The organism is Azospirillum sp. Sh1 (assembly GCF_008365135.1).
Taxonomy (GTDB): Bacteria; Pseudomonadota; Alphaproteobacteria; order Azospirillales; family Azospirillaceae; genus Azospirillum; species Azospirillum oryzae.
This window is the reverse complement of record NZ_VTTK01000035.1, coordinates 21,650-41,997: the sequence shown is the minus strand read 5'-3', so window position 1 is coordinate 41,997 and position 20,348 is coordinate 21,650. Positions and strand designations below refer to the sequence as shown.

17 protein-coding genes are annotated in these 20,348 nt (G+C 69.2%); 6 read left to right on the top strand and 11 right to left on the bottom strand.

The features are described from left to right. Positions 1-23 precede the first annotated feature (23 nt). The 3 genes from FZ029_RS26150 to FZ029_RS26140 are packed head-to-tail and all read left to right on the top strand — an operon-like array spanning position 24 to position 7,242. The gene (locus FZ029_RS26150) at positions 24-5,084 is read left to right on the top strand and encodes an AAA family ATPase (RefSeq protein WP_149272600.1); all 5,061 of its coding nucleotides are present in this window, start codon (positions 24-26) and stop codon (positions 5,082-5,084) included. Further along, a complete protein-coding gene (locus FZ029_RS26145; protein WP_149272599.1) occupies positions 5,081-6,592 on the top strand; it encodes a response regulator in 1,512 nt (503 codons plus the stop codon). The genes FZ029_RS26150 and FZ029_RS26145 overlap by 4 nt, the downstream gene beginning before the upstream one ends. Further along, a complete protein-coding gene (locus tag FZ029_RS26140; protein ID WP_149272598.1) occupies positions 6,592-7,242 on the top strand; it encodes a response regulator in 651 nt (216 codons plus the stop codon). The genes FZ029_RS26145 and FZ029_RS26140 overlap by 1 nt, the downstream gene beginning before the upstream one ends. 151 nt (positions 7,243-7,393) lie before the next feature. Here the strand turns inward: FZ029_RS26140 and FZ029_RS26135 are convergent, their stop codons facing one another. Together FZ029_RS26135 and FZ029_RS26130 are read right to left on the bottom strand one after the other, a co-directional pair. Continuing rightward, on the bottom strand, positions 7,394-7,831 hold the full coding sequence (locus FZ029_RS26135; protein ID WP_149272597.1) for an EamA family transporter: 438 nt from the start codon (positions 7,829-7,831) through the stop codon (positions 7,394-7,396). A 37-nt stretch (positions 7,832-7,868) separates the two neighbouring features. Continuing rightward, positions 7,869-8,456: a histidine phosphatase family protein gene (locus tag FZ029_RS26130; RefSeq protein WP_149272596.1), complete on the bottom strand. Its 588-nt coding sequence runs from the start codon at positions 8,454-8,456 to the stop codon at positions 7,869-7,871. A 72-nt stretch (positions 8,457-8,528) separates the two neighbouring features. Here FZ029_RS26130 and FZ029_RS33160 point away from each other — a divergent pair, with 72 nt between their 5' ends. Further along, positions 8,529-8,687, top strand: coding sequence for a hypothetical protein (locus tag FZ029_RS33160; protein WP_188052057.1), 159 nt, complete (start codon positions 8,529-8,531; stop codon positions 8,685-8,687). 2 nt (positions 8,688-8,689) lie between these two features. On the opposite strand, the gene FZ029_RS26125 is transcribed toward FZ029_RS33160, so the two are convergent. Continuing rightward, a complete protein-coding gene (locus tag FZ029_RS26125) occupies positions 8,690-9,520 on the bottom strand; it encodes an oxidoreductase (RefSeq protein ID WP_149272595.1) in 831 nt (276 codons plus the stop codon). Between the two features lie 107 nt (positions 9,521-9,627). On the opposite strand from FZ029_RS26125, the gene FZ029_RS26120 reads away from it, so the two are divergent. Together FZ029_RS26120 and FZ029_RS26115 are read left to right on the top strand one after the other, a co-directional pair. Beyond that, on the top strand, positions 9,628-10,605 hold the full coding sequence (locus FZ029_RS26120) for a LysR family transcriptional regulator (protein WP_149272594.1): 978 nt from the start codon (positions 9,628-9,630) through the stop codon (positions 10,603-10,605). 60 nt (positions 10,606-10,665) lie between these two features. Further along, positions 10,666-12,315 (top strand): caspase family protein, encoded by a 1,650-nt coding sequence (locus FZ029_RS26115; RefSeq protein WP_247892509.1) that lies wholly within the window; start codon positions 10,666-10,668, stop codon positions 12,313-12,315. A gap of 34 nt (positions 12,316-12,349) precedes the next feature. Here FZ029_RS26115 and FZ029_RS26110 read toward each other — a convergent pair whose 3' ends face one another. From FZ029_RS26110 to FZ029_RS26070, 8 genes are all read right to left on the bottom strand, one after another. Next, on the bottom strand, positions 12,350-12,928 hold the full coding sequence (locus FZ029_RS26110; protein ID WP_149272592.1) for a hypothetical protein: 579 nt from the start codon (positions 12,926-12,928) through the stop codon (positions 12,350-12,352). Between the two features lie 155 nt (positions 12,929-13,083). Then, the gene (locus tag FZ029_RS26105) at positions 13,084-14,097 is read right to left on the bottom strand and encodes a helix-turn-helix domain-containing protein (protein WP_149272591.1); all 1,014 of its coding nucleotides are present in this window, start codon (positions 14,095-14,097) and stop codon (positions 13,084-13,086) included. 143 nt (positions 14,098-14,240) lie between these two features. Beyond that, the gene (locus tag FZ029_RS26100; RefSeq protein WP_149272590.1) at positions 14,241-14,486 is read right to left on the bottom strand and encodes a hypothetical protein; all 246 of its coding nucleotides are present in this window, start codon (positions 14,484-14,486) and stop codon (positions 14,241-14,243) included. Positions 14,487-14,523: 37 nt separating this feature from the next. Then, positions 14,524-15,531: a type I glyceraldehyde-3-phosphate dehydrogenase gene (gene gap, locus FZ029_RS26095; RefSeq protein WP_149272589.1), complete on the bottom strand. Its 1,008-nt coding sequence runs from the start codon at positions 15,529-15,531 to the stop codon at positions 14,524-14,526. Between the two features lie 102 nt (positions 15,532-15,633). Then, positions 15,634-16,389 (bottom strand): phosphoglycerate kinase, encoded by a 756-nt coding sequence (pgk, locus tag FZ029_RS26090; protein WP_149272588.1) that lies wholly within the window; start codon positions 16,387-16,389, stop codon positions 15,634-15,636. 17 nt (positions 16,390-16,406) lie between these two features. Next, positions 16,407-17,345 carry a DMT family transporter gene (locus tag FZ029_RS26085; protein WP_149272587.1) on the bottom strand — a complete coding sequence of 313 codons (939 nt, stop codon included), beginning with the start codon at positions 17,343-17,345 and terminating at the stop codon, positions 16,407-16,409. A 162-nt stretch (positions 17,346-17,507) separates the two neighbouring features. Beyond that, positions 17,508-18,734, bottom strand: a complete 1,227-nt coding sequence (locus FZ029_RS26075; protein WP_149272586.1) for an acetate/propionate family kinase — start codon at positions 18,732-18,734, stop codon at positions 17,508-17,510. Between the two features lie 12 nt (positions 18,735-18,746). Next, the gene (locus FZ029_RS26070; RefSeq protein ID WP_149272585.1) at positions 18,747-20,189 is read right to left on the bottom strand and encodes a bifunctional enoyl-CoA hydratase/phosphate acetyltransferase; all 1,443 of its coding nucleotides are present in this window, start codon (positions 20,187-20,189) and stop codon (positions 18,747-18,749) included. Positions 20,190-20,348 lie beyond the last annotated feature (159 nt).

The following is a 20,348-nucleotide window of genomic DNA, read 5'->3' as shown; positions in this document are numbered from 1 at the left end:
CTGTGCTGGGGAAAGGCCGTTTCATGGAGTCCAGTCTAGACCATCTGACGGAGGCGGGATCCGGCACCCATGCGCTGGGCGGCGACGGGGAGACGCGGCTGCTGCGTGTGACGCGGCCGGGGCAGCCCTTTCCGATCCTGGCGCGGATGGCCGATGCCGCCGCGCCGGCCGATGCGGTGCTCGTCCGGTTCCGGCGGGAGCATGAGCTGTCCGGGCGCCTCGACCCGGCATGGGCGGTCAAGCCGCTCGACCTGCTGCGCCATGGCGCCGTGCCGGTGCTGACCCTTGCCGATCCGGGCGGGCAGCCTCTGTCGGCGCTGACGGTCTCCACGCCGTCCGTGTCCGCCCCGACCGCTTTCATCGGGTCCTTCCGCCAGCGGCTGACCCTGGCGATCCGTATCGCCGGGGCCGTGGCGCAGTTGCATCGCCGCGGGCTTCTGCATGGCGATCTGCGGCCCTTCAACCTGCTGGTGGCGGAGGACGGAGCGGTGCGCCTGACCGGCTTCGGCCGCGCCGCCGACCTGTCGGACCCGCAGCGCCAGGAGGTCGAGCGGCCGGCGGCGCTGCTGCCCTATATGGCGCCGGAACAGTCGGGGCGGATGAACCGGCCGGTCGACCGCCGCAGCGACCTCTACGCCCTGGGCGTCACGCTGTACGAGCTGTTCACCGGCGAGCTGCCCTTCGCCGCCCGCGATCCGATGGAGTGGGTCCACAGCCATCTCGCCCGCGCGCCGATCCCGCCGGCCAGCCATGCCCCCGACCTGCCGCCGGCCATTGCCGACATCCTGCTGCGGCTTCTGGCCAAGACGGCGGAGGACCGTTACCAGACCGCCGACGGTCTCGATCGCGACCTCACCCATGCCCTTCGGCTGTGGGACGCGCAAGGCGGCATCCCCGCCTTCCCGGCCGGCCGGCGCGACCTGCCGGAGGGGCTGGAGCCGCCGCCGTCGCTCTATGGGCGGGAGGAGCCGGTCGCCGCCCTCCAGTCCGCCTTCGACCGCGTCGCCGGCCGCGGCCGGATGGGCATCGTCCTGATCTCCGGCCGGTCCGGCGTCGGCAAGTCGGCGGTCGTCCATGCGCTGGAGGAGCAGCTGGTGCCGCCGCGCGGCCTGTTCGCCGCCGGCAAGTTCGACCAGGGCCGCCGCGACCTCCCCTATGCCAGCCTTGCCGAGGCCTTTCGCGGGCTGGTCAGCCGCATCCTGGCCCTGCCGGTCCCCCACCGCGACCAGTGGTGCCGGGGACTGGCGGAGGCGGTGGGTGACGGCGGCGCGCTGATGACCGCGCTGATCCCCAACCTCGCCCTGCTGGTCGGCGAACAGCCGGCGGTGCCGCCGCTGCCGCCGCAGGAGGCGCAGAACCGCTTCGACCTTCTGTTCCGCCGCGTGCTCCAGCTTTTCGCCCGTCCCGATCACCCGCTGGCGCTGTTCCTCGACGATCTGCAATGGCTGGACCGCGCGACTCTGGACCTGTTGGACCGGCTGGTCGCCGACGGCGGCATCGGCCATCTGCTGCTGATCGGCGCCTACCGCAGCGACGAGGTGGGGGCCGACCACCCTCTGGCCGCCCTGCTGGACCGGATCAGGGGATCCGCATCCGGACCCGCCGGCGCGGAAATCGACTGTTGCGAGATCGCGCTGGGGCCGCTTTCGTCCGACGACCTGCGCCGGATGGTCGCCGACAGCCTGGACCGCCAGCCCGAGGAGGTGGCGGCGCTGGCGGCCCTGCTGGAGGAGCGGACCGGCGGCAACGCCTTCTTCGCCGTGCAGCTTCTGACCGCGCTGGAGCGGTCCGGCCGGCTGTGGTTCGACCGCGAGGCCAGGCGATGGGATTGGGATCTGGCGGCGGTGGAGACGGCGCGGTCGGGCGCCGGCATCGCCACGCTGATGACCGAACGGCTGGGCGCCTTTCCCGCCGGGACGCGCGACCTGCTGGCCCGGCTCGCCGCGCTCGGGGCCAGCGCGCCGCTGGCCACCCTTGCGCTGGCCGCCGGCCTGACCGAGGCGGAGGCCGAGCGGAACCTGGAACCGGTGCTGGCCGAAGGGCTGATCCTGCGCATCGACGGGGGATACCGTTTTCTCCACGACCGGGTGCAGGAGGGCGCCTATGCCCTGGTGCCGGCGGAGGGGCGCGGCAGGCTGCATCTCGACATCGCCCGCGCCCTGCACCGCGGATTCAAAGCCGACCTGTCGGGAGAGCGGCTGTTCGCGCTGGTCGGCCAGTATGACCGCTGCCTCTCCCTGATCCAGGACGGGCGCGAGCGGGAGGAGGTGGCGACCCTCCTGCTCGCCGCCGGCCATCAGGCCAAGACGGCCAGCGCCCACGGCTCCGCCCTAGCCTATGCCCTGGCGGGGTTGCGCCTGCTGGAAGGCGGCCAGTGGGAGCGGCGGCACCGGCTGGCCTTCGCATTGGAGCATCTCCAGGCCGAGTGCGAGTTCCTCAGCGGCGACTTGCGGCGGGCGGAGCTGCGGCTTCAGGGGCTGGTCGGGCGGGCCGAATGTCCGGCCGACCGCGCCGCCATCACCGCGCTGCTGGTCACCGTCTACACCGCCATCGACCGCAGCGACCGCGCCATCGACGCCTGCCTCGCCTATCTGCGCGGCGCTGGGATCGACTGGCCGGCCCATCCGCCGGCGGCCCTGGCGCAGGAGGAGTATGCGGACCTGCGCGCGGCCATCGGCGACCGGCCCGTCGCCTCGCTGGCGGGGCTGTCGGCGGTGAGCGACCCCGACAGCCGGGCGACCATGGACGTGCTGGCCGCGGCACTGCCGCCCGCCTTCTTCAGCGACCGCAATCTGGTCTGCCTGATCCTCTGCCGGATGGCGAACCTGACGCTCCGGCATGGGCGCAGCGACGCCTCGGCGCTGGGATTCGCCTATCTCGGCATGATGGCCGGGCCTTACTTCGGCGATTACGCCGCCGGCTACGCGTTCGGCCGGCTCGGCTACGATCTGGCGGAGCGGCAGGGGCGGACCCGCTACCGGGCGCGGGTGCTGATGACCTTCGCCTATCATGTCGTGCCCTGGACCCGCGACATCCGCAGCGAGCGCCCCCTGCTTCTGCGCGCGTTCGACGAGGCGCGGGAGGCCGGCGACGTCACCTATGGCGGCTTCACCAGCGTGACGCTGGTCACCAGCATGCTCGCGTCGGGCGATCCGCTGGCGACGGTGCAGCGCACTGCGGAGGCGCGGCTCGCCTATGTGCGGCAGGTGAAGTTCGGGCTGTGCGCCGACATCCTGACCACGCAACTGCAATTCCTGCGCGCCCTGCGCGGGCGGACGGACGCGCTTGCGTCATTCGACGGCAAGGGCTTCGACAATGCCGCCTTCGAGGCGCGGCTTCTCGCCAACCCCAGCCTGGACATCGCCACCTGCTGGCACTGGATCCGCACGCTCCAACTCCGCTGCATCGCCGGCGAGATGCCGGCGGCGGTCGAAGCGGCCGAGCGGGCCGAAGGGTTGTTGTGGACCACGTCCGGCCATTGGGAGATGGCGGAGTTCCATTTCCACGCCGCCCTGGCACGCGCAGGCGCGATGGACGGCGCCGAACCGGAGGAGCGTGCCCGCCACAGCGTGGCGCTGTCCCGCCACCTGGGCCAGCTGCGCGAATGGGCCGGCCACAGCCCCGACAGTTTCGACGCGCGCTTCGCATTGGTGGAGGCGGAGGCGGCCCGCACCCAGGGGCGCACCGAAGATGCCATGCGCGGCTATGACCGCGCGGTACAGGCCGCCCGCCGCACCGCCTTGCCGCATGTGGAGGCGCTGGCCCAGGAATGTGCCGCCGGTCTCTACCGCCGGATGGGCCTGCCGACGCTGGAACTGGTCTGCATCCGCGAGGCGGCGGATCGCTATGGCCGCTGGGGGGCGACGGCCAAGGTCCGGCAACTGGCCCAGCGCTATCCGTCGCTCGCCCTGGAGCTGGCCGAGGCTGCGGTGCCGGAGGCGCCGCGCGGCTTCGACGGCGTCGATCTGGCTTCCCTGCTGGAGACGCTGCGCGCCGTCTCCGACCAGTCGGGGGTGGAGCAGCTGACCACCACCCTGCTGACCCTGGTGCTGGAACATGCCGGCGCCAGCCGCGGCCTGCTGATCCTCGCCCGCGGCGAGCGACTGCGGGTGGAGGCGGAGGCGACCACCGGGCTCTACGGCGTGTCGGTCCGGCTGGTGCAAGAGGATGCCGACCGCTTCCCGCTGCCCCACGCCATCATCCATGGCGCCATCCGGGACCAGGAGGCGGTGATCGTCGACGACACCCGCGCCGCCGGTCCGCTGTCCGCCGACCCCTATTTCCACGAGACGGAGGCGCGGTCGATCCTGTGCCTGCCGCTGGTCCGCCGCCGCCGGGTCGTCGGGCTGCTGCATCTGGAGAACGCGCTGGCGACCTACGCCTTCACCCCGCAGCGGGTCAATGTGCTGACCCTGCTGGGTGCCCAGGCGGCGGCGTCGCTGGAAACGGCGACGCTGGAGGAGAAGGACGCGCTGCTGAAGGAAATCCACCACCGGGTGAAGAACAACCTGCAACTCGTCACCAGCCTGCTGAACCTCCAGGCCCGCCGGATCGAGGACAAGGCGGTGGCCGCCCTGTTCGCCGACAGCCGCGACCGCGTGCGGTCGATGGCGCTGGTCCATGAAAGCCTTTACCGCCTGGGCAACTTCGCCCGCGTGCCGATGCGCGAGCATCTGGAATCGGTCTGCGCCCATCTGCTGCGCGCCTATTCCCGTCAGGCCGGGGCGGTGCGGCTTGAAACCGAGATGGACGACCTGAAGCTGGACCTCGACCGCGCGGTGCCCTGCGGGCTGATCGTCAACGAACTGGTCTCCAACGCGCTGAAGCATGCCTATCCTGGCGGGCGGGGCGGGGTGCTGCGCGTGGTGCTGACGACGGACGGCCGGGACTGCCGGCTATCCGTTCGGGACGACGGCGTGGGCTTGCCCGAAGGTTGCGATCCCGATAGGATGGACTCGGTAGGTTTCCAGCTTGTTTCGGATTTGAGCAGTCAGTTGCACGGAACTCTGAAATACAGCTTCAACACAGGCGCCGAATTCATCGTCACCTTTCCTTTGAAGGGGCGCAATCGGGGAAGTGAATGATCGCGGCACGCATCCTGATCGTCGAAGACGACCGTATCGTTGCGCGCGATATTCAACATCAACTCTCCCGCATGGGGCATGTGGTGGTCGGCATGTCCGCCAGCGGCGAGGATGCCGTCCGGTTGGCGTGCAGCCAGCAGCCCGACCTCGTCCTGATGGACATCCGGCTTGAAGGGGAGATGGACGGGATCGAGGCGGCGCGCCGGATCCGTGACGCCCAGCGGATTCCCATCGTCTTCCTGACGGCCTACGCCAATGACGAGGTGGTCCATCGCGCCAGCCTGACGGAGCCGTTCGGCTATCTGCTGAAGCCCTTCGAAGAGCCGCAGATGCGCACCGTCATCCAGATGGCGCTGTACAAGCATGCCAGCGACACCCGGCTGCGGCTCAGCGAGCGGCGTTATGCCGCCACGCTGGCCAGCATCCGCGACGGCGTCATCCTGAGCAACCGCGACGGCCGGGTCGATTTCATGAACCGGGCGGCGGAGACGATGACCGGCTGGACCGCCGCGGAGGCCGCCGGGCAGCCGCTGTCCGCCGTCTTCGTCGCGGTGGACGAGGAATCGCTGGAGCCGCTGGAGGATTTCTCCGCCGTCGTCCTGCGCAGCGGCGATTTTGCTCCGCCGGAACGCCAGTCCCGGCTGTTGCCCCGCAACGGCGCGGAATCGGCCGGGATCGTGGTGGAGGAGCGCTGCTCCGCCATCATCGACGACCGCGGCGAGCTGGTCGGCTCGATCCTGGTGTTCCGCGACCTGACTCAGCGCCGCCGGATCGCGGAGGCGCTGCGGACCGCCCAGGCCGACCTTGCCCATATCGGCCGGCTGACCATGATGGGGGAACTGGCCGCCGCGGTCGCGCATGAGGTGAACCAGCCGCTGATGGCCATCGTCACCAATGCCGGCACCTGTCTGCAGCACCTGTCGCAACCGCAGCCCGACCTCGACAAGACCCGCGTGGTGGTTGAACGGATCGTGCGCGACGCCCAGCGGGCCGGCGACGTCGTCCGCAGCATCCGCGCGCTGGCCCGCCGCACCCCGGCCGATCCCGGCTGGGTCGACATCAGCGCGCTGGTCGCCGACACGCTGGAACTGGTGCGGGCCGAGCTGCGCCGCGCCCGCGTCGCCGTGGAAACCGACCTGCAGGCCGAACCGCCCTGGGTTCATGGCGACCGGGTGCAGTTGCAGCAGCTGGTCCTCAATCTGGTGATGAACGCCATCGAGGCGATGTCGGCGGAAGATTGGCCGGAACGGCGCCTGCGCATCGTCACCGGCAGCGATGAGGGCTGGTTCCGCGTCCGGGTCGAGGACAGTGGTCCGGGCCTCGGCGAAGCCGATGTCGACGCCATCTTCCGCGCGCTGTACACCACCAAGCCCGACGGGCTGGGCATGGGCCTGTCGATCAGCCGGTCGATCGTCGAGCTGCATGGCGGGCGGCTGACCGCGACGCCCGGCGCGTCCGGCGGAAGCGTGTTCGAATTCGTGCTGCCCGTATCGCCCGGAGGCAAGTGATGGCGAGGAAGGGGGAAACTGTGGCGGCGGCCGAGACCGTCGTCATCATCGACGACGACGAAGCAGTCCGTGAAGCGCTGGAGGGGCTGCTCGATTCCGTCGGGCTGCAGGTGAAGAGTTATGGCTCGGTGCAGCAGTATGTCGACCAGCGTCCGGCCATCGACGTCGGCTGCATGGTGCTCGACGTTCGGCTGCCGGGCCGCAGCGGACTGGATTTCCAGGCGGAGCTTGCGCGATCCGGCAACAGCCTGCCGGTGATCTTCATCAGCGGCCATGCCGACGTGCCGATGTCGGTCCGCGCGATGAAGGCGGGGGCCTTCGAGTTCCTGACCAAGCCCGTCCATCACCAGGAATTGCTGGACGCCATCCACGCCGCCATCGCCGCCCATGGCGAGTGCCGCTGCCGGGAGCGCGGCCTGAGCAGCCAGCGCGCCCGCTTCGAGACGCTGACCGCGCGCGAACGCGAGATCACGCTGATGGTGGTGTCCGGCCTGCGCAACAAGCAGATCGCCGACGATCTCGGACTCAGCGAGGCGACGGTGAAGCTGCACCGCGGGCAGGCCATGCGCAAGATGGAGGCCCGCTCCGTCGTCGAACTGGTGCGGATGGTCGACGGGTTGACCTCGACGGTCGAAGGGCGAGGTCAGTAAGGTCGGCGTCACGTGACAATTGGCGGGGTCGGTCGGCAGGCGCTATCCCTGCGCGATCAGGCGGAGAAGTTCCTTCGCCATGTGCGGGCGGCCTGAGACCGCCTGAAGGCCGAAGACCACCGGTCCGCCGGATCCGCCATGGAGCCGGCGCTCATTTGAACGCCAGCAGGATCACCCCGGTGGCGATCAGCACGACACCCAGCCAGTTCGGCCCCGACAGTCTCTCGCCCAGGAACAGGACGCCGAACAGCGCCACCAGCACGACGCTCAGCTTGTCCACCGGCGCCACCTGGGACGCCGGGCCGAGCTTCAGCGCGCGGAAATAGCACAGCCAGGATGCCCCGGTGGCGAGGCCGGACAGGACGAGGAACAGCCACGTCCTGCCCGACACCGCCGACGGCGACAGCGTTTGTCCCGACGCGACGACGATGCCGATCAGCATCACGAAGATGACGGCGGTTCGGATCAGCGTCGCCATGTCGGACCCGACGCCCTCGACGCCGACCTTGGCGAAGATTGCGGTCAGCGCCGCGAAGCAGGCCGACAACAGCGCCCACAGCGTCCAGGACGGAAACAGGCCATCGGTCATTCGCTTGGATCCCTTCAGCTTTCCAATTCCCTGGGTATCAGGGCACGCGCACCCGGTCGATCCGCTCCGGGTCGGGGGTGCCGTTCACCCGCAGCAGCACCGCCTCGCCCGATGCCGGAAAGATGCCGGTCAGGGCGGTGACGGTGACCTGATGGGTGACCAGCACCACCGGCTTGCCGTCGCGCGGCAGGTCGGCCAGGAACTGGCGCAGCTGGGTGGTTCTGTCCTTCTCCTCCTCCTGGCGGCCGAAGAAGGAGTTGAGGGCCGGCATCTCCTTCACCGGGCCGAGGTCGAGCAGGCGGGCGGTCTCCAGGCAGCGGCACCATTGGCTGGACAGAACCCGCGCCTGATCGACGCCGAGCTGCCGCAGCCGCTCGCCGATCCGCGCCGCCTGGGCCCGTCCGCCATCGCTGAGGTTGCGCTGGGTGGCGCAGTCGTCCAGCTTGAAGTCCGGCGGATCGCCGGTGCCGGGCGCTTCCGCATGGCGCATCAGCACCACGAGGCCGGCCGTCTCCAGCGCTGCGGCGGGCGCTGCCATTGGGGCCGCCGTCGAGGCCGCCATCAGAACCGGCAGCAGTACGGCGGCGGACAGGGCCAACAGGGCGCGGCGAAACAAGGTGGGCATTGGCATCTCCATCGGGGAGCGGCGCCCAGCCTCCTCTTGCCGGGAGGGCGGCCCACCCCATGTGTGCCGAGGATGCCCGACGAAAGGGAGAGCGTCATCATGGCCCGCAACCGCCTGCTCAACACCCGATCCCGTATCCTTGTTGCCGCCGGCTTCGCCGTTACGGCGGCGGTCGCCCTCCTGCCGTGGGTGGGCGTGCCGGCGTCGGGACGGCTGGTCGGCTACCCGTAGCCTCAGCCCTGTTCGACGAAGTCGGTGCCGCGGGTCACGCTTTCCCAGGCGTCGATTTCGGCGATCACGGCGTCGAGCTTGGCGCGGGCCCGGCGGAGGGCGTCGGACCCCAACAGCAGATGGAGCGGCGGGCTGTCGGAACGGACGGCGGCCAGGATGGCCTGCGCCGCGCGATCCGGGTCGCCGAGCTGACGGCCGGCCATGCCGTCGAAGGCGGACGACATCCGCCCGACGCTGTCGGCGTAGGCCGCGTCTTCGGCAGCGCTCTTGCGGATCGAATGGGTCGACAGGAAATCGGTGCGGAAGGCGCCGGGCGCCACGGCCGTCACTTTGATGCCGAGCGGGCCGACCTCCTGCGCAAGACTGGAGGACAATCCCTCCAGGGCGTGTTTGGCCGCTGCGTAGAGACCGGAACCGGCGCCGGGTGCCCGTCCGGCGATGGAGGTGATGTTGACGATGTGCCCTGTCCCCTGGGCGCGCAGGCGGGGCAGGGCGGCTCGGATGATGCGGAAGGGGGCGAACACGTCGACCGCGAACAGGCGGGCGACCTCGTCGTCGCTCGCCTGTTCGACCGCCCCCAGCAGGCCGTAGCCCGCATTGTTGACGATCACGTCGATGCGGCCGGCGAGCGCGAAGGCTCGGCCGACGGCGGCCTCGGCGGCATCGCCGTCGGCGAGATCGGCGGTCAGGACATGCAGGGTGCCGTGCTCGACGGCGAGGTCCGGCCTGCCGCTGCGGACGGTGCCGATGACGGTGTCGCCCTCCTCAAGGGCCGACTTGGCGAGTGCCAGCCCAAGGCCGCGTGAGATGCCGGTGATGAACCATGTGGTCATAGGAAGTCTCCTTTCGCGGCCAGAGATACATCCGGTGACCATCTTACAGAATGGTCGGATATCTGATGAAACTTGTAAGCCTTGCTAAAAAATAGTTTCCTTGCGGTATGGATCCCTTGCTCTCCGGCAGCGACTACAACCAGCTTCGCGCGTTCCTCGCCGTCGGCGAGACGCTGAGTTTCAGCCGCGCGGCGGAGCGGCTGGGCGTTTCCCCCTCGGCGCTCAGCCAGTTGGTGCGCGGGTTCGAGGAGCGGGTGGGGGTGCGGCTGCTCAACCGGACCACGCGCAGTGTCGCGCTGACCGACGCCGGTGAGAATCTGTTCCGGCGCGTCCAGCCGGCCGTCTCCGAACTCGGCGACGCCATCGGGCAGGTGCGCCGCTATCGCGAACGCCCGTCCGGCATTGTGCGCGTCCACAGTTTCCGCGCGGCGGCGGAACTCTACATCGAGCCGATGCTGGCGGCCTTCGTCCGGGATTTTCCGGACGTCGTGCTGGACATCACGCTGGACGACGCGGTGGTGGATCTGGTGGCCGGCGGCTTCGATGCGGCCATCCGGATCGGCGAAGTGATCGACCGCGACATGGTCGCCGTGCGTCTCGGTCCGGACCTGCGGCAGATCGCCGTGGCGTCGCCCGACTATCTCGAACTTCATGGCCGGCCTGCTCATCCGCGCGATCTGGTCGGCCATCGCTGCATCCGCTGGCGCTGGCCGGGCCATGTGATGCCCTATGCCTGGGAGTTCTTCGGGAACGGATCCTGGTTCGAGGTCGCGGTCGAAGGGCCGCTGATCTTCAATGACAAGGACATGGCGTTGCGCGCGACCCTGCGGGGAATCGGGATCGGCTTCTGCATCGAGGATGCGGTAGCCGGCCATATCGCGGCGGGAGAGCTGGTTCCGCTGCTGGAGGACTGGTCCGCCGCCTTTCCCGGCCGGTTCCTGTGCTATCCGCGCCAGCGGCAGATGGCCCCGGCCTTGCGGGCCTTCATCGACGCGGTTCGCGCGGTGGATTCCAGGGCGGTCGATTCCAGGGTGGGCGACGATGTGGATGCCGGGCCGCGGCAGGAGGATCGTCGCCGTCCTTGAAACCCGTGCCGTTGCCCGGGCAGAGTGGCGGCAACGCTTCCGACCCGAAGGACATCGGCCTTGAACACCCTGGGACGCACTCTCGCGCTCGCCCTGTCCCTTTTCGTCTGGGTGGCCGGATCGGGAGAGGCCGCGGCGGACAAGCGGGTGGCGTTGGTGATGGGCAACAGCAGCTATCACCATGCGCCGCGGCTGCCCAACCCGGTGAACGATGCCAAGGCGATGGCCGAGTCCCTGCGCACCGCCGGGTTCGAGCTGATCGGTGGGGGGCCGCAGCTCGACCTCGACCGGGCAGGGACCGAACGGGCGATCCGCAGCTTCGGCGCGAAGCTGGCCGGCGCCGATGTCGGACTGTTCTTCTATGCCGGGCACGGCATGCAGGCCCGCGGCACCAACTACCTTCTGCCGGTCTCCGCCAACCTGGAGAAGGAGGCCGACGTCCGGTACGAGCTGATCGATGTCGCCATGGTGCTGGACGAGATGGCGCTGGCGGAGAGCCGGCTGAACATCGTCATCCTGGACGCCTGCCGCAACAACCCGTTCGGCGGGCGCGGCCTGCGCGCGGCGTCGCCCGGTCTGGCCCAGATGCAGGCGCCGGCCGGCACGATCATCGCCTATGCGACCCAGCCCGGCGCGGTGGCGGCCGACGGCGCGGGGGCCAACAGCCCTTATACCGAGGCGCTGTCGAAGGCCATGCTGAAGCCGGGGGAGGCGGTGTTCGACGTCTTCAACGATGTCGGCATCACGGTGAAGCGCAACTCCGGCGGCATCCAGCAGCCCTGGGTTTCGGCCTCCCCCATCGAGGGGCGGTTCTTTTTCCTGGGGCCGACCACGGTGGTGACGGCACCCACGGCCGATGGGCCTGCCGCCGGGGCTGCCGACAAGGAAACGCTGTTCTGGGACAGCATCAAGGGCAGTTCCAACCGGGGCCTGTTCGAAGCCTATCTGAAGCAGTTCCCCCAAGGCACATTCGCCCCCATCGCCGAGGCGCGGGTCGCCGAGCTGGGCGGCGCGGCGAGCACGGCCGCTGCGGCGGAGCGGGCGCCGGTGTCGGTCGCGGCGCTTGCCGCCCCGCCGGTGCCGCCACCAGCACCGGTTCCAGTCCCGGTCCCGGCTCCGGCTCCTGCAACCGCACCGATGGATATGTCGGCGATTCCCTATCTCACCGGCAAGTCGCGGGCCGCACTGGCGCCATACCCCGGCCTGCCGTCGCCCAAGGCGCTGGCGATCTCGGCGAAGGGGAACTACGCCTACTTCTCCAACAAGTCGAACAGCCGTACAGAGGAGGACGTGAAGCGCAGCGCCCTGCAATATTGCCAGTACCGGGCGGAGGAACCCTGCACGCTCTATGCGGTCGGCGACGCGGTGGTGATGGAGGGCAAGCGCTTCATCCCGATGCCGGTGGAGATCCAGGGCTCCGGCCCCTTCGATCCGGCGCGCGTGCCCTTCGTCAGCGAACACACGCGCAAGGTCGGCATGGCGAACTACCAGCGCAACCCCGGACACAAGGCTCTGGCAGTGACGCTGACCGGCCGCTGGGCGTCGGTGTGGGACCGCGACAGCGATGAGGAGGCCGGCACCGCGGCGGTGGAGAAGTGCGAGCAGGCCGGCGGCAAGGAGGAATGCATGCTCTACGCCGTCGGCGACAGGGTCGTCCTCGACGAGCTGCCGGGCGAGCTTCCGGGCGAGGACGACGACGAGGAGGAGTGATCCGGCACCAGCCGGCACCGGTTCCGCAGCTTGCTTACCGGAACCTGAAAGGTAGACGGACGCCCAGGGCGGCCGTGTTGAAGCCGGCGGCCATGAAGGCATTGTTCATGTACTCCATACCCTTCAGCCGATTGATGACATAGCTGTCCTTCCTGTCGACCTGCGCGAGCGACCAGCCGCTGAACCATGGCTGTACGGTCCCCAGCGCGATGGCCGCCGGTTGCACCAGGGCATCGAACATGTTCGGGGCCGGGGTGTTGCCCAGTGCGGCGTTCAGGGTTGCGCTTCGCTTACCCCACCAGCTCTTGCGGCCGATGTAGTAGGCGGACGTGGTGGCGATGGTGGCGGCAGCGGCCTTGGTCGTGTTGGTGACCCCGTCCGATTCCAGGTTCATCGGTCCCCAATGGCCGTCGCCCTTGGTCGTGTCCTGGTCGAGCAGCCATTCCTGAATGACCTTCACCTTCGCTTTCGACGGCGACTGCTTGAACTGTTCCAGGCAGGTCAGAAACACCGCCTCGGCGGCGCCGCCGCTGACGGCGGCCCACATCAATACCATCGGGCGCTCGTTCAGGCTGAGAGAGGCGTTCAGAAGCCTGTTGAAGTCGTAGGACACCTGTATCACCTCGGGGCATGTCAGCGGGGGGCCTGCGCCGCCGGGGCGGCGACCGGGACCGGCGGGCCGGACGGACATACGCTAGCGTGGCAATGGAGGGCGGGCCATGACCGGGCGTCCAATTTTCCTTGACCCAGCGTCCGCCGTATCCGCGGTCAGGCGCGAAGTCGGCGCAGCCACTCCGGAAACTCGCCGCCGATGCCGCCGGCGGCGTTCACCGGAGCCGAGCCGGTCGCGGGACCGGCATATGCCCCGGCACGCATTTCGGACGGGGAGCAGCCGAAGGCGCGGCGGAAGGCCCGGCTGAAATGCGCCTCGCTGGCAAAGCCGTAGGCGAAGGCGATCTCGCCGATGCGCCGCCGCTCGGCCGGATCGCAGAGATGCTCGCGGATGCGCAGCAGACGGCGTTCCAGTATGTAGCGGTTGACGCCGTGATGGGGCTCGAACAGCGTGTAAAGCGCCGAACGTGACAGGCCGAGCGCCCGGCACAGCTGGTCGGGGGACAGGTCCGGGTTCGTCAGGTTGGCGTCAATGTGGCGCCGCGCCTGCATGATGAGGGTGGCGGCCACCTGCGGCTGCGCCTGGACCAGCGCATCATGGCTGGGCGCCAGACAAGCGGTGACCATGTCGCGGATGGCGCGCACGACCTGCGGTGCCTCCTCCACCGTCGCCGCCGGCACGGTCTGGGCCAGGGTTCGCATATGGTCGGCCAGCAGCCGCCCCATGATGCCGCCGAGGCGCGTGCCGTGCAGCGCGTCGGCGCGTGGCAGCATGCCGGTCATGACATCGCGGGGGATGATGATGCAGGCGCCGTCCAGCCGCATCGGCGGCAGCGCCAGCGGCCGGCCCATGTCCTTGACCAGGATTTCATCCGCCCGATTGCCGGCGGCGCCGGACCGGTCCAGGCGGATGATGAAATGGTCCATGTGGTCGGACCGGATCTTCGCCGGCGAGCGGTGGTAGGCCAGCGCATCGACATCCATGGTGCCGACGATGAGCGGTCCCAGATGGGCGCTGGTCGCCGTGCCGGCAAAGCGGCGGCAGGCATCCTCGTCCAGCGGAGCAATCTCATAGACCGAGGTCATGGCGTCCCGCCATGCGCCGAACCGCTCCCTCTCCGGAAGAAGGCTGGTGGAGAAGCGGCGGAACGGAACGGTCTGCGCGGCCAACAGGAAATCCCGCGTATAATTCGTATACGACTTTATTTCCTGTTCGGCGGTCTGCGGTCAATAGGGTTGCGGCGACCAGGGGGGAGGGGCCGGCGCCGCGACGACGCCGGCCGGACAGGGTAAAGAAGGCCGGTTCCGCCCGATCAGCGGTCGCCCAGATCGTGCTCGATCTCGGAAACCAGCCGTTCGGCGCATTTCAACGCCCGCTGGCGGTCGTCGTCGCTCATCCCCTGCATCGGGTCGGACTGGGCCGGGAAGGACTCCGACCGGCAGAGCCGGCGCCCCGAGGCGCAGACCATCACTTCGTACTGGCGGCTGTCCTCGTTGAACAGGCACTCGGACTCGAAGCCCTTGGCATCGGTCTCGGTCCACATGATCGTCTTGCTCATCGTCCGGCTCCTTCGGGTCTGGGTCGGCGTGGTTGATTTATTTGGCGGTCGCCATGGCGACCGCGGTGTCGGCCATCCGGTTGGAGAAGCCCCACTCGTTATCGTACCATGCCATGACGCGAACGAAATTGCCGTCTACAACCTTCGTTTCCTTGCTGGCGAAGGTCGAGCTGTTCGGGTCATGGTTGAAGTCCGACGACACCAGTTCCTCGTCATAGGCGGCCAGAATGCCCTTCAACGGGCCGTCGGCGGCCTCACCGATCGCCTTGACGATCTCCTCGACCGAGGTGGCGCGCTTGGCGGTGAACTTGAAATCGACGACCGACACGTTCGGGGTCGGAACGCGCATCGCGGTGCCGTCCAGCTTGCCCTTCAGTTCCGGCAGCACCTTGCCGACGGCCTTGGCGGCCCCGGTGGAGGTCGGGATCATGTTCAGGGCCGCGGCGCGGGCGCGGTGCAGGTCCTTGTGGTTGGTGTCGACGATCCGCTGGTCACCCGTGTAGGAGTGGATCGTGGTCATGAAGCCCTTCTCGATGCCCAGCAGGTTGTGGAGGACATGCGCGACCGGGGCCAGGCAGTTGGTGGTGCAGGAGGCGTTCGAGACGATCCGGTGCTCGGCGGTCAGCTTGTCGTGGTTGACGCCGTAGACGACCGTGATGTCCTCGTCGGTGGCCGGGGCCGAGATCAGCACCTTCTTCGCACCGGCTTCCAGATGCTTGGCGGCGTCGGCACGCTTGGTGAAGATGCCCGAGCATTCCATGGCGATCTCGATGCCGAGATCCTTCCACGGCAGCTTGGCCGGGTCACGCTCCTGCACGACCTTGATGGAGTGGCCGTTGACGATGAGCACGCCATTCCCGGTCTCGATGGTGCCGGGGAAGCGGCCGTGGACGCTGTCGTACTTCAGCAGGTGCGCGTTGGCCTTCAGATCGGCGAGGTCGTTGATCGCCACGACCTCCACGTCCTTGCGGCCGCTCTCGTAGATGGCGCGCAGAACCAGACGGCCGATGCGGCCAAAACCGTTGATCGCTACCCGTACAGCCATGATGTGCTCCAGTCGTTCGGTTGCGGTCTCGTGCCGATGGCAGCGGAGACTCGAATTAACCAGGGAAGGCGGGTTTCGACCCGCAGAGATTGCAATGTCCGTTCAGGCGGGAACGGCGCGCGGCGACATCGCATCCAGCCATGCCGGCAGGGCGTCGCGGGTGGTCAGCTCGCTGAAGCGGTCCTCCACCCCGGCCGCGGCCAGCGCCGCGATGGTGTCGTCGCCGGCCGCCACCGACCGCAGGCCGGCGTCGCGGGTGCGCCGGGCGATGAACCACGCCAGCGCGTCGGTGCCGCCGTCGAAGGGGGCGATTTCGCAGACGCCGAGCGGACCCGTCCAGACGACCGTCCGGGCGGCTTCGACACAGGCGGTCAGCCGCGCCGCCGTCGCCGGGCCGATGTCGAGGATCATGTCCTCGGGCCCGATGGCGGAACAGGAAACGATGCGGTCCTCCGCCCCCTTCCGCGCCTCGGTCGCCACCACCACGTCGACCGGCAGCAGCACGTCGCAGCCGCAGGCCTTCGCCCGGTCCAGCAGTTTGCGCGCCCCGTCGACCTGTTGGTAGTCGCACAGCGAGGCGCCCATGTCGGTGCCGGTCGCCGCCAGGACGCTGTTGGCGATGCCGCCGCCCAGCGCCAGCACGTCGACCCGCGTCACCAGCCGGACCAGCAGGTCCAGCTTGGCCGACAGGTTTACGCCGCCGACGATGGCGCAGACCCCGTTGCCGGGCCGTCCCGTCCTGCCGGCCGCAGTCCTGCCGACGGGCGTCCTGCCTCCCGTGTCGCGGCCGCCCACGATCAGGCGAAGCCGGCCGGTCAGGTGCGAAGCCGCGCTGCCTTGGGCATCGGTCGTAAGCATGATGCCTGTCCTTTCCTTCAAACCAGTCTCGTTGTTGGTTCCGCCCGTCGCGCCGGAGGGGGAGCGGCACTCCGGTGGGTTTCGCGGTAGAGGATCAGCAGCCCGCTGCCGATCACCACCGTGGCGCCGATCACCACGTGCGGGGCCGGCACGTCGCCCCAGACGAGCCAGCCGAGAACCGACGCATAGATCAGGCTGGCGTAGCTGAAGGGTCCGACCACCACCGCCCGGGCCAGCGCATAGGCCCGCGTGCTGAAATACTGCGCGCCGCCGCCGGCGATCCCCATGGCCACCATAAGGGCCAGCGCATGCCCGTCCGGCGTCGTCCAGCCGAAGGGCAACGCCAGCGCGCTGAGCAGGGTGGAGATCACGGTGAAGTAGAAGACCGTGGTCACCGGCCGTTCCGTGCGGCCCAACTGGCGCATGGCGATCATCGCCAGCGCGTAGCAGACCGCGGCGACCAGCGCGACCAGCGCCCCGCGGTCGAGCAGGCCGGCGCCGGGCTGCACCATGATGAGCACGCCGGCGAAGCCGACCACCACCACCCCCCAGCGGAAGGCGCCGACCCTCTCCCCCAGCAGCGGGACGGACAGCGCGGTCAGGAACAGCGGGGCCGAGTAGGAGATCGCCACGGCATTGGCCAGCGGCATCAGGTGATAGGCCCAGAACAGCAGCACCATCGACGCCAGACCGATGACCGCCCGCCACAGATGCCCCTGCCAATGATCGGTGTGCAGGCAGCTCCGTCCGCCCGCCGCAGCGACCATGGCGACCGCCGGCAGCAGGGCGAACAGGTTGCGGAAGAAGGTGACCTCGCCCAGCGGATAGCTCTCCGCCAGCAGCTTGGCCAGTGCGTTCATGACGGTCATCAGGACCATCGCCAGCAGCATCGACAGGATGCCGAGCCGGACGTTTTCCGGAGGGGTGGCGACGGGAGATGTGGGGGGCTGTTCCATGGTGATGTTTCCGATCTCCCTCTCCCCCCGGGGAGAGGGTCGGAGTGAGGGGGATGCACAGCGTGGCTATCCCGAGAATCTTCGCCCTGCGCCCCCCTCACCCTAACCCTCTCCCCGGGGGGGAGAGGGGACCTGTAGGAGGGGAGAGGGCGTGTGCTACGCTCAGGCCGCCCGGCTCAATTGCTCTGCGGCGATGACGCCCAGCGTGTGACGGGCGATCATCCGTTCCTCGTCGGTCGGGATGATGAAGACCGGCACGCGGCTCTCCTGGGCGGAAATGCGGGTTGCCTTCGCCCGGTTGGCCGCCGGGTCGATGGAAACGCCGAGCCAGGACAGCTTCTCCGCCACCCGCGACCGCACCAGGGTGGAGTTCTCACCGACGCCGGCGGTGAACACCACCGCGTCCAGCCCGCCCATCGAGCCGGCCAGCGCCGCCACCTGCTTGGCGACGTTGTGGCAGAACAGCTCCACCGCCTCGGCGGCGGCCGGCAGGTCGGAATTCTCCAGGTCGCGCATGTCGTTGGAAATGCCCGACACGCCCAGCATGCCCGACTTGTGGTAGAGCAGCTTTTCCAGCTCGTCGGCGCCGTAGCCCTTCTCGCGCATCAGGTAGATCAGCACGCCGGGATCGATGGCGCCCGGCCGGGTGCCCATCGGCACGCCGTCGAGCGCGGTGAAGCCCATGGTGGTGTCGACGCTGTGCCCGGCGCGCATGGCGCACAGGCTGGCACCGCTGCCGAGATGGCAGACCACCACATGGGCGTTCGCCAGTTCCGGTGCGATCTGGGGCAGGCGGTGGGCGATGTACTCGTAGCTCAGGCCGTGGAAGCCGTAGCGGCGGATGCCTTCCGCCGTCAGCTCGCGCGGGATGGCGAAAGTTTGCGACTGCCAGGGCTGGGTCTGGTGGAAGGCGGTGTCGAAGCAGGCGACCTGCGGCAGCGACGGATAGACCTGGGCCAGCGCCCGCATGGCGGCGATGTTGTGCGGCTCGTGCAGGGGAGCGAGCGGAATCAGTTCCTCCAACTGGTCGAGCACCGTCGCGGTGACGCGCACGGGGGCGGAGAAGCGGGTGCCGCCATGGACGACGCGATGGCCGGCGGCCACCAGCGTGGCGCCCTTCAGCGTATCGCCGATCCAGTCGAGCAGATGGTGCAGAAGCTCCGGCCGGCCGGGATTCTCACCGGCGGCCCAGCTGTGGTCGGCGATCTTGTGGCGGGCGGCGTCCTTCGCCTCGAAGCGCGGGGCGGTGCCGATGCCGGAGATCTGGCCGGTGACGACCGGCTCGATCTCGGCGGCGCTGCCACCCTGGAAGACGCAGAATTTGAGGCTGGAGGAGCCTGCGTTGATGACGAGGCAGGCGTCCTCGCTGGAGTTTGACAATGCGGCCATGACGGTGACGTCCTATTCGGCGGCCAGCGCGAGCTTGGGCTGGCGTTGAGCGGCGGCGACCAGCGAGGCGACGGCGCAGGAAGCGAGCCGGGCCCGCACATTGTCGGCGCGGCTGGTGAGGATGACGGGGACCTTGGCGCCCAGCACGATGCCGGCGAGGTCGGCGTTGGCCAGGAAGGACAGCTGCTTGACCAGCATGTTGCCGGCCTCCAGATCGGGGGCGAGCAGGATGTCCGGCTGGCCGGCGACGGGGGAGGTGATACCCTTGGTGCGCGCCGCCTCGGCGGAGATGGCGTTGTCGAAGGCCAACGGGCCGTCGAGGATGCCGCCGGTGATCTGGCCGCGGTCGGCCATCTTGCACAGCGCGGCGGCTTCCAGCGTGGTGTTGATCTTCGGGTTGATCGTCTCGACCGCCGACAGGATGGCGACGCGCGGGGTGGCGACGCCCAGCACCTTGGCGAGGTCGATGGCGTTCTGGACGATGTGGACCTTGTCCTCCAGCGTCGGGTAGATGTTGATCGCCGCGTCGGTGATCAGCAGCGTCTTGGAATATGTCGGCACATTCATCAGGAAGACGTGGCTGATGCGGCTGGCGGTGCGCAGGCCGGTCTCCTTCTTCACCACCTCGCCCATCAGCTCGTCGGTGTGCAGGCTGCCCTTCATCACCGCTTCGGCCTCGCCGGTGCGGGCCAGCGCCACGGCTGCTGCCGCGGCGGCGCGGCTGTGGGCGGCGTCGACGATGCGGTAGCGGGCGATGTCCAGGCCGCTGGAGGCGGCGACCTTGCGGATGAGGGCTTCCGGCCCGACCAGGATCGGCTCGATCAGGCCTGCCTGCGCCGCCTCGACCGCCCCCTGAAGCGAGCTGGCGTCGCAGGGATAGGCAACGGCGGTGACGACCGGCGGCAGCTCGTCGCACTTGGCGAGCAGCGCGTCGTGCTTGTCGTGGCGGATCATCTGGATCTGCGGCAGCTCGTGCGCCGGGCGGGCGACCTTCTGGGTCGGGGCGATCACCTCGGCGGTGCCGAGCACGACGATCTCGCCGTCCTGGTTGGTGCAGACGCAGTCGAAGACGACGACGTTCCTGGCGGGGCGCTTCTCGATCACGGTGACGGTGGCGGTGACGATGTCGCCGAGGCCGACCGGACGGCGGAACTGCAGGCTCTGGCCGGCATAGAGCGAGCCGGCGCCCGGCAGATAGGTACCCAGCACGCCGGAGATCAGCGACCCCGACCACATGCCCGGACCGATCACCTTCTGGAACCGGCTGTCGGCTGCGAATTTGGGGTCGAGATGGGCCGGGTTGATGTTGCCCGACACCGTGGCGAACAGCTCCACATCCATCAGGGTGAGCTGGCGCGACAGGCTGGCCGACTGGCCGATCTGGATTTCGTCGAAGGTCACATTCTCGACCACGGCGCAGGCGCCATTGCCGGAAGCTTCACCACTGGCACGCATTTTTGAACACTCCGGTTGACCGGGTCGAGCAAGCGGCCCGTTTTACGGTCCGATGGGGCGGCGTCGGGAAGGGGCGGAAGCGGTGGCCGTCCAGTGTTTCATCCGAGGGCGTCGCCCGTTTTGCGCCAGCGTTCTGCGCCGCGCCGGGAACCGTAGATA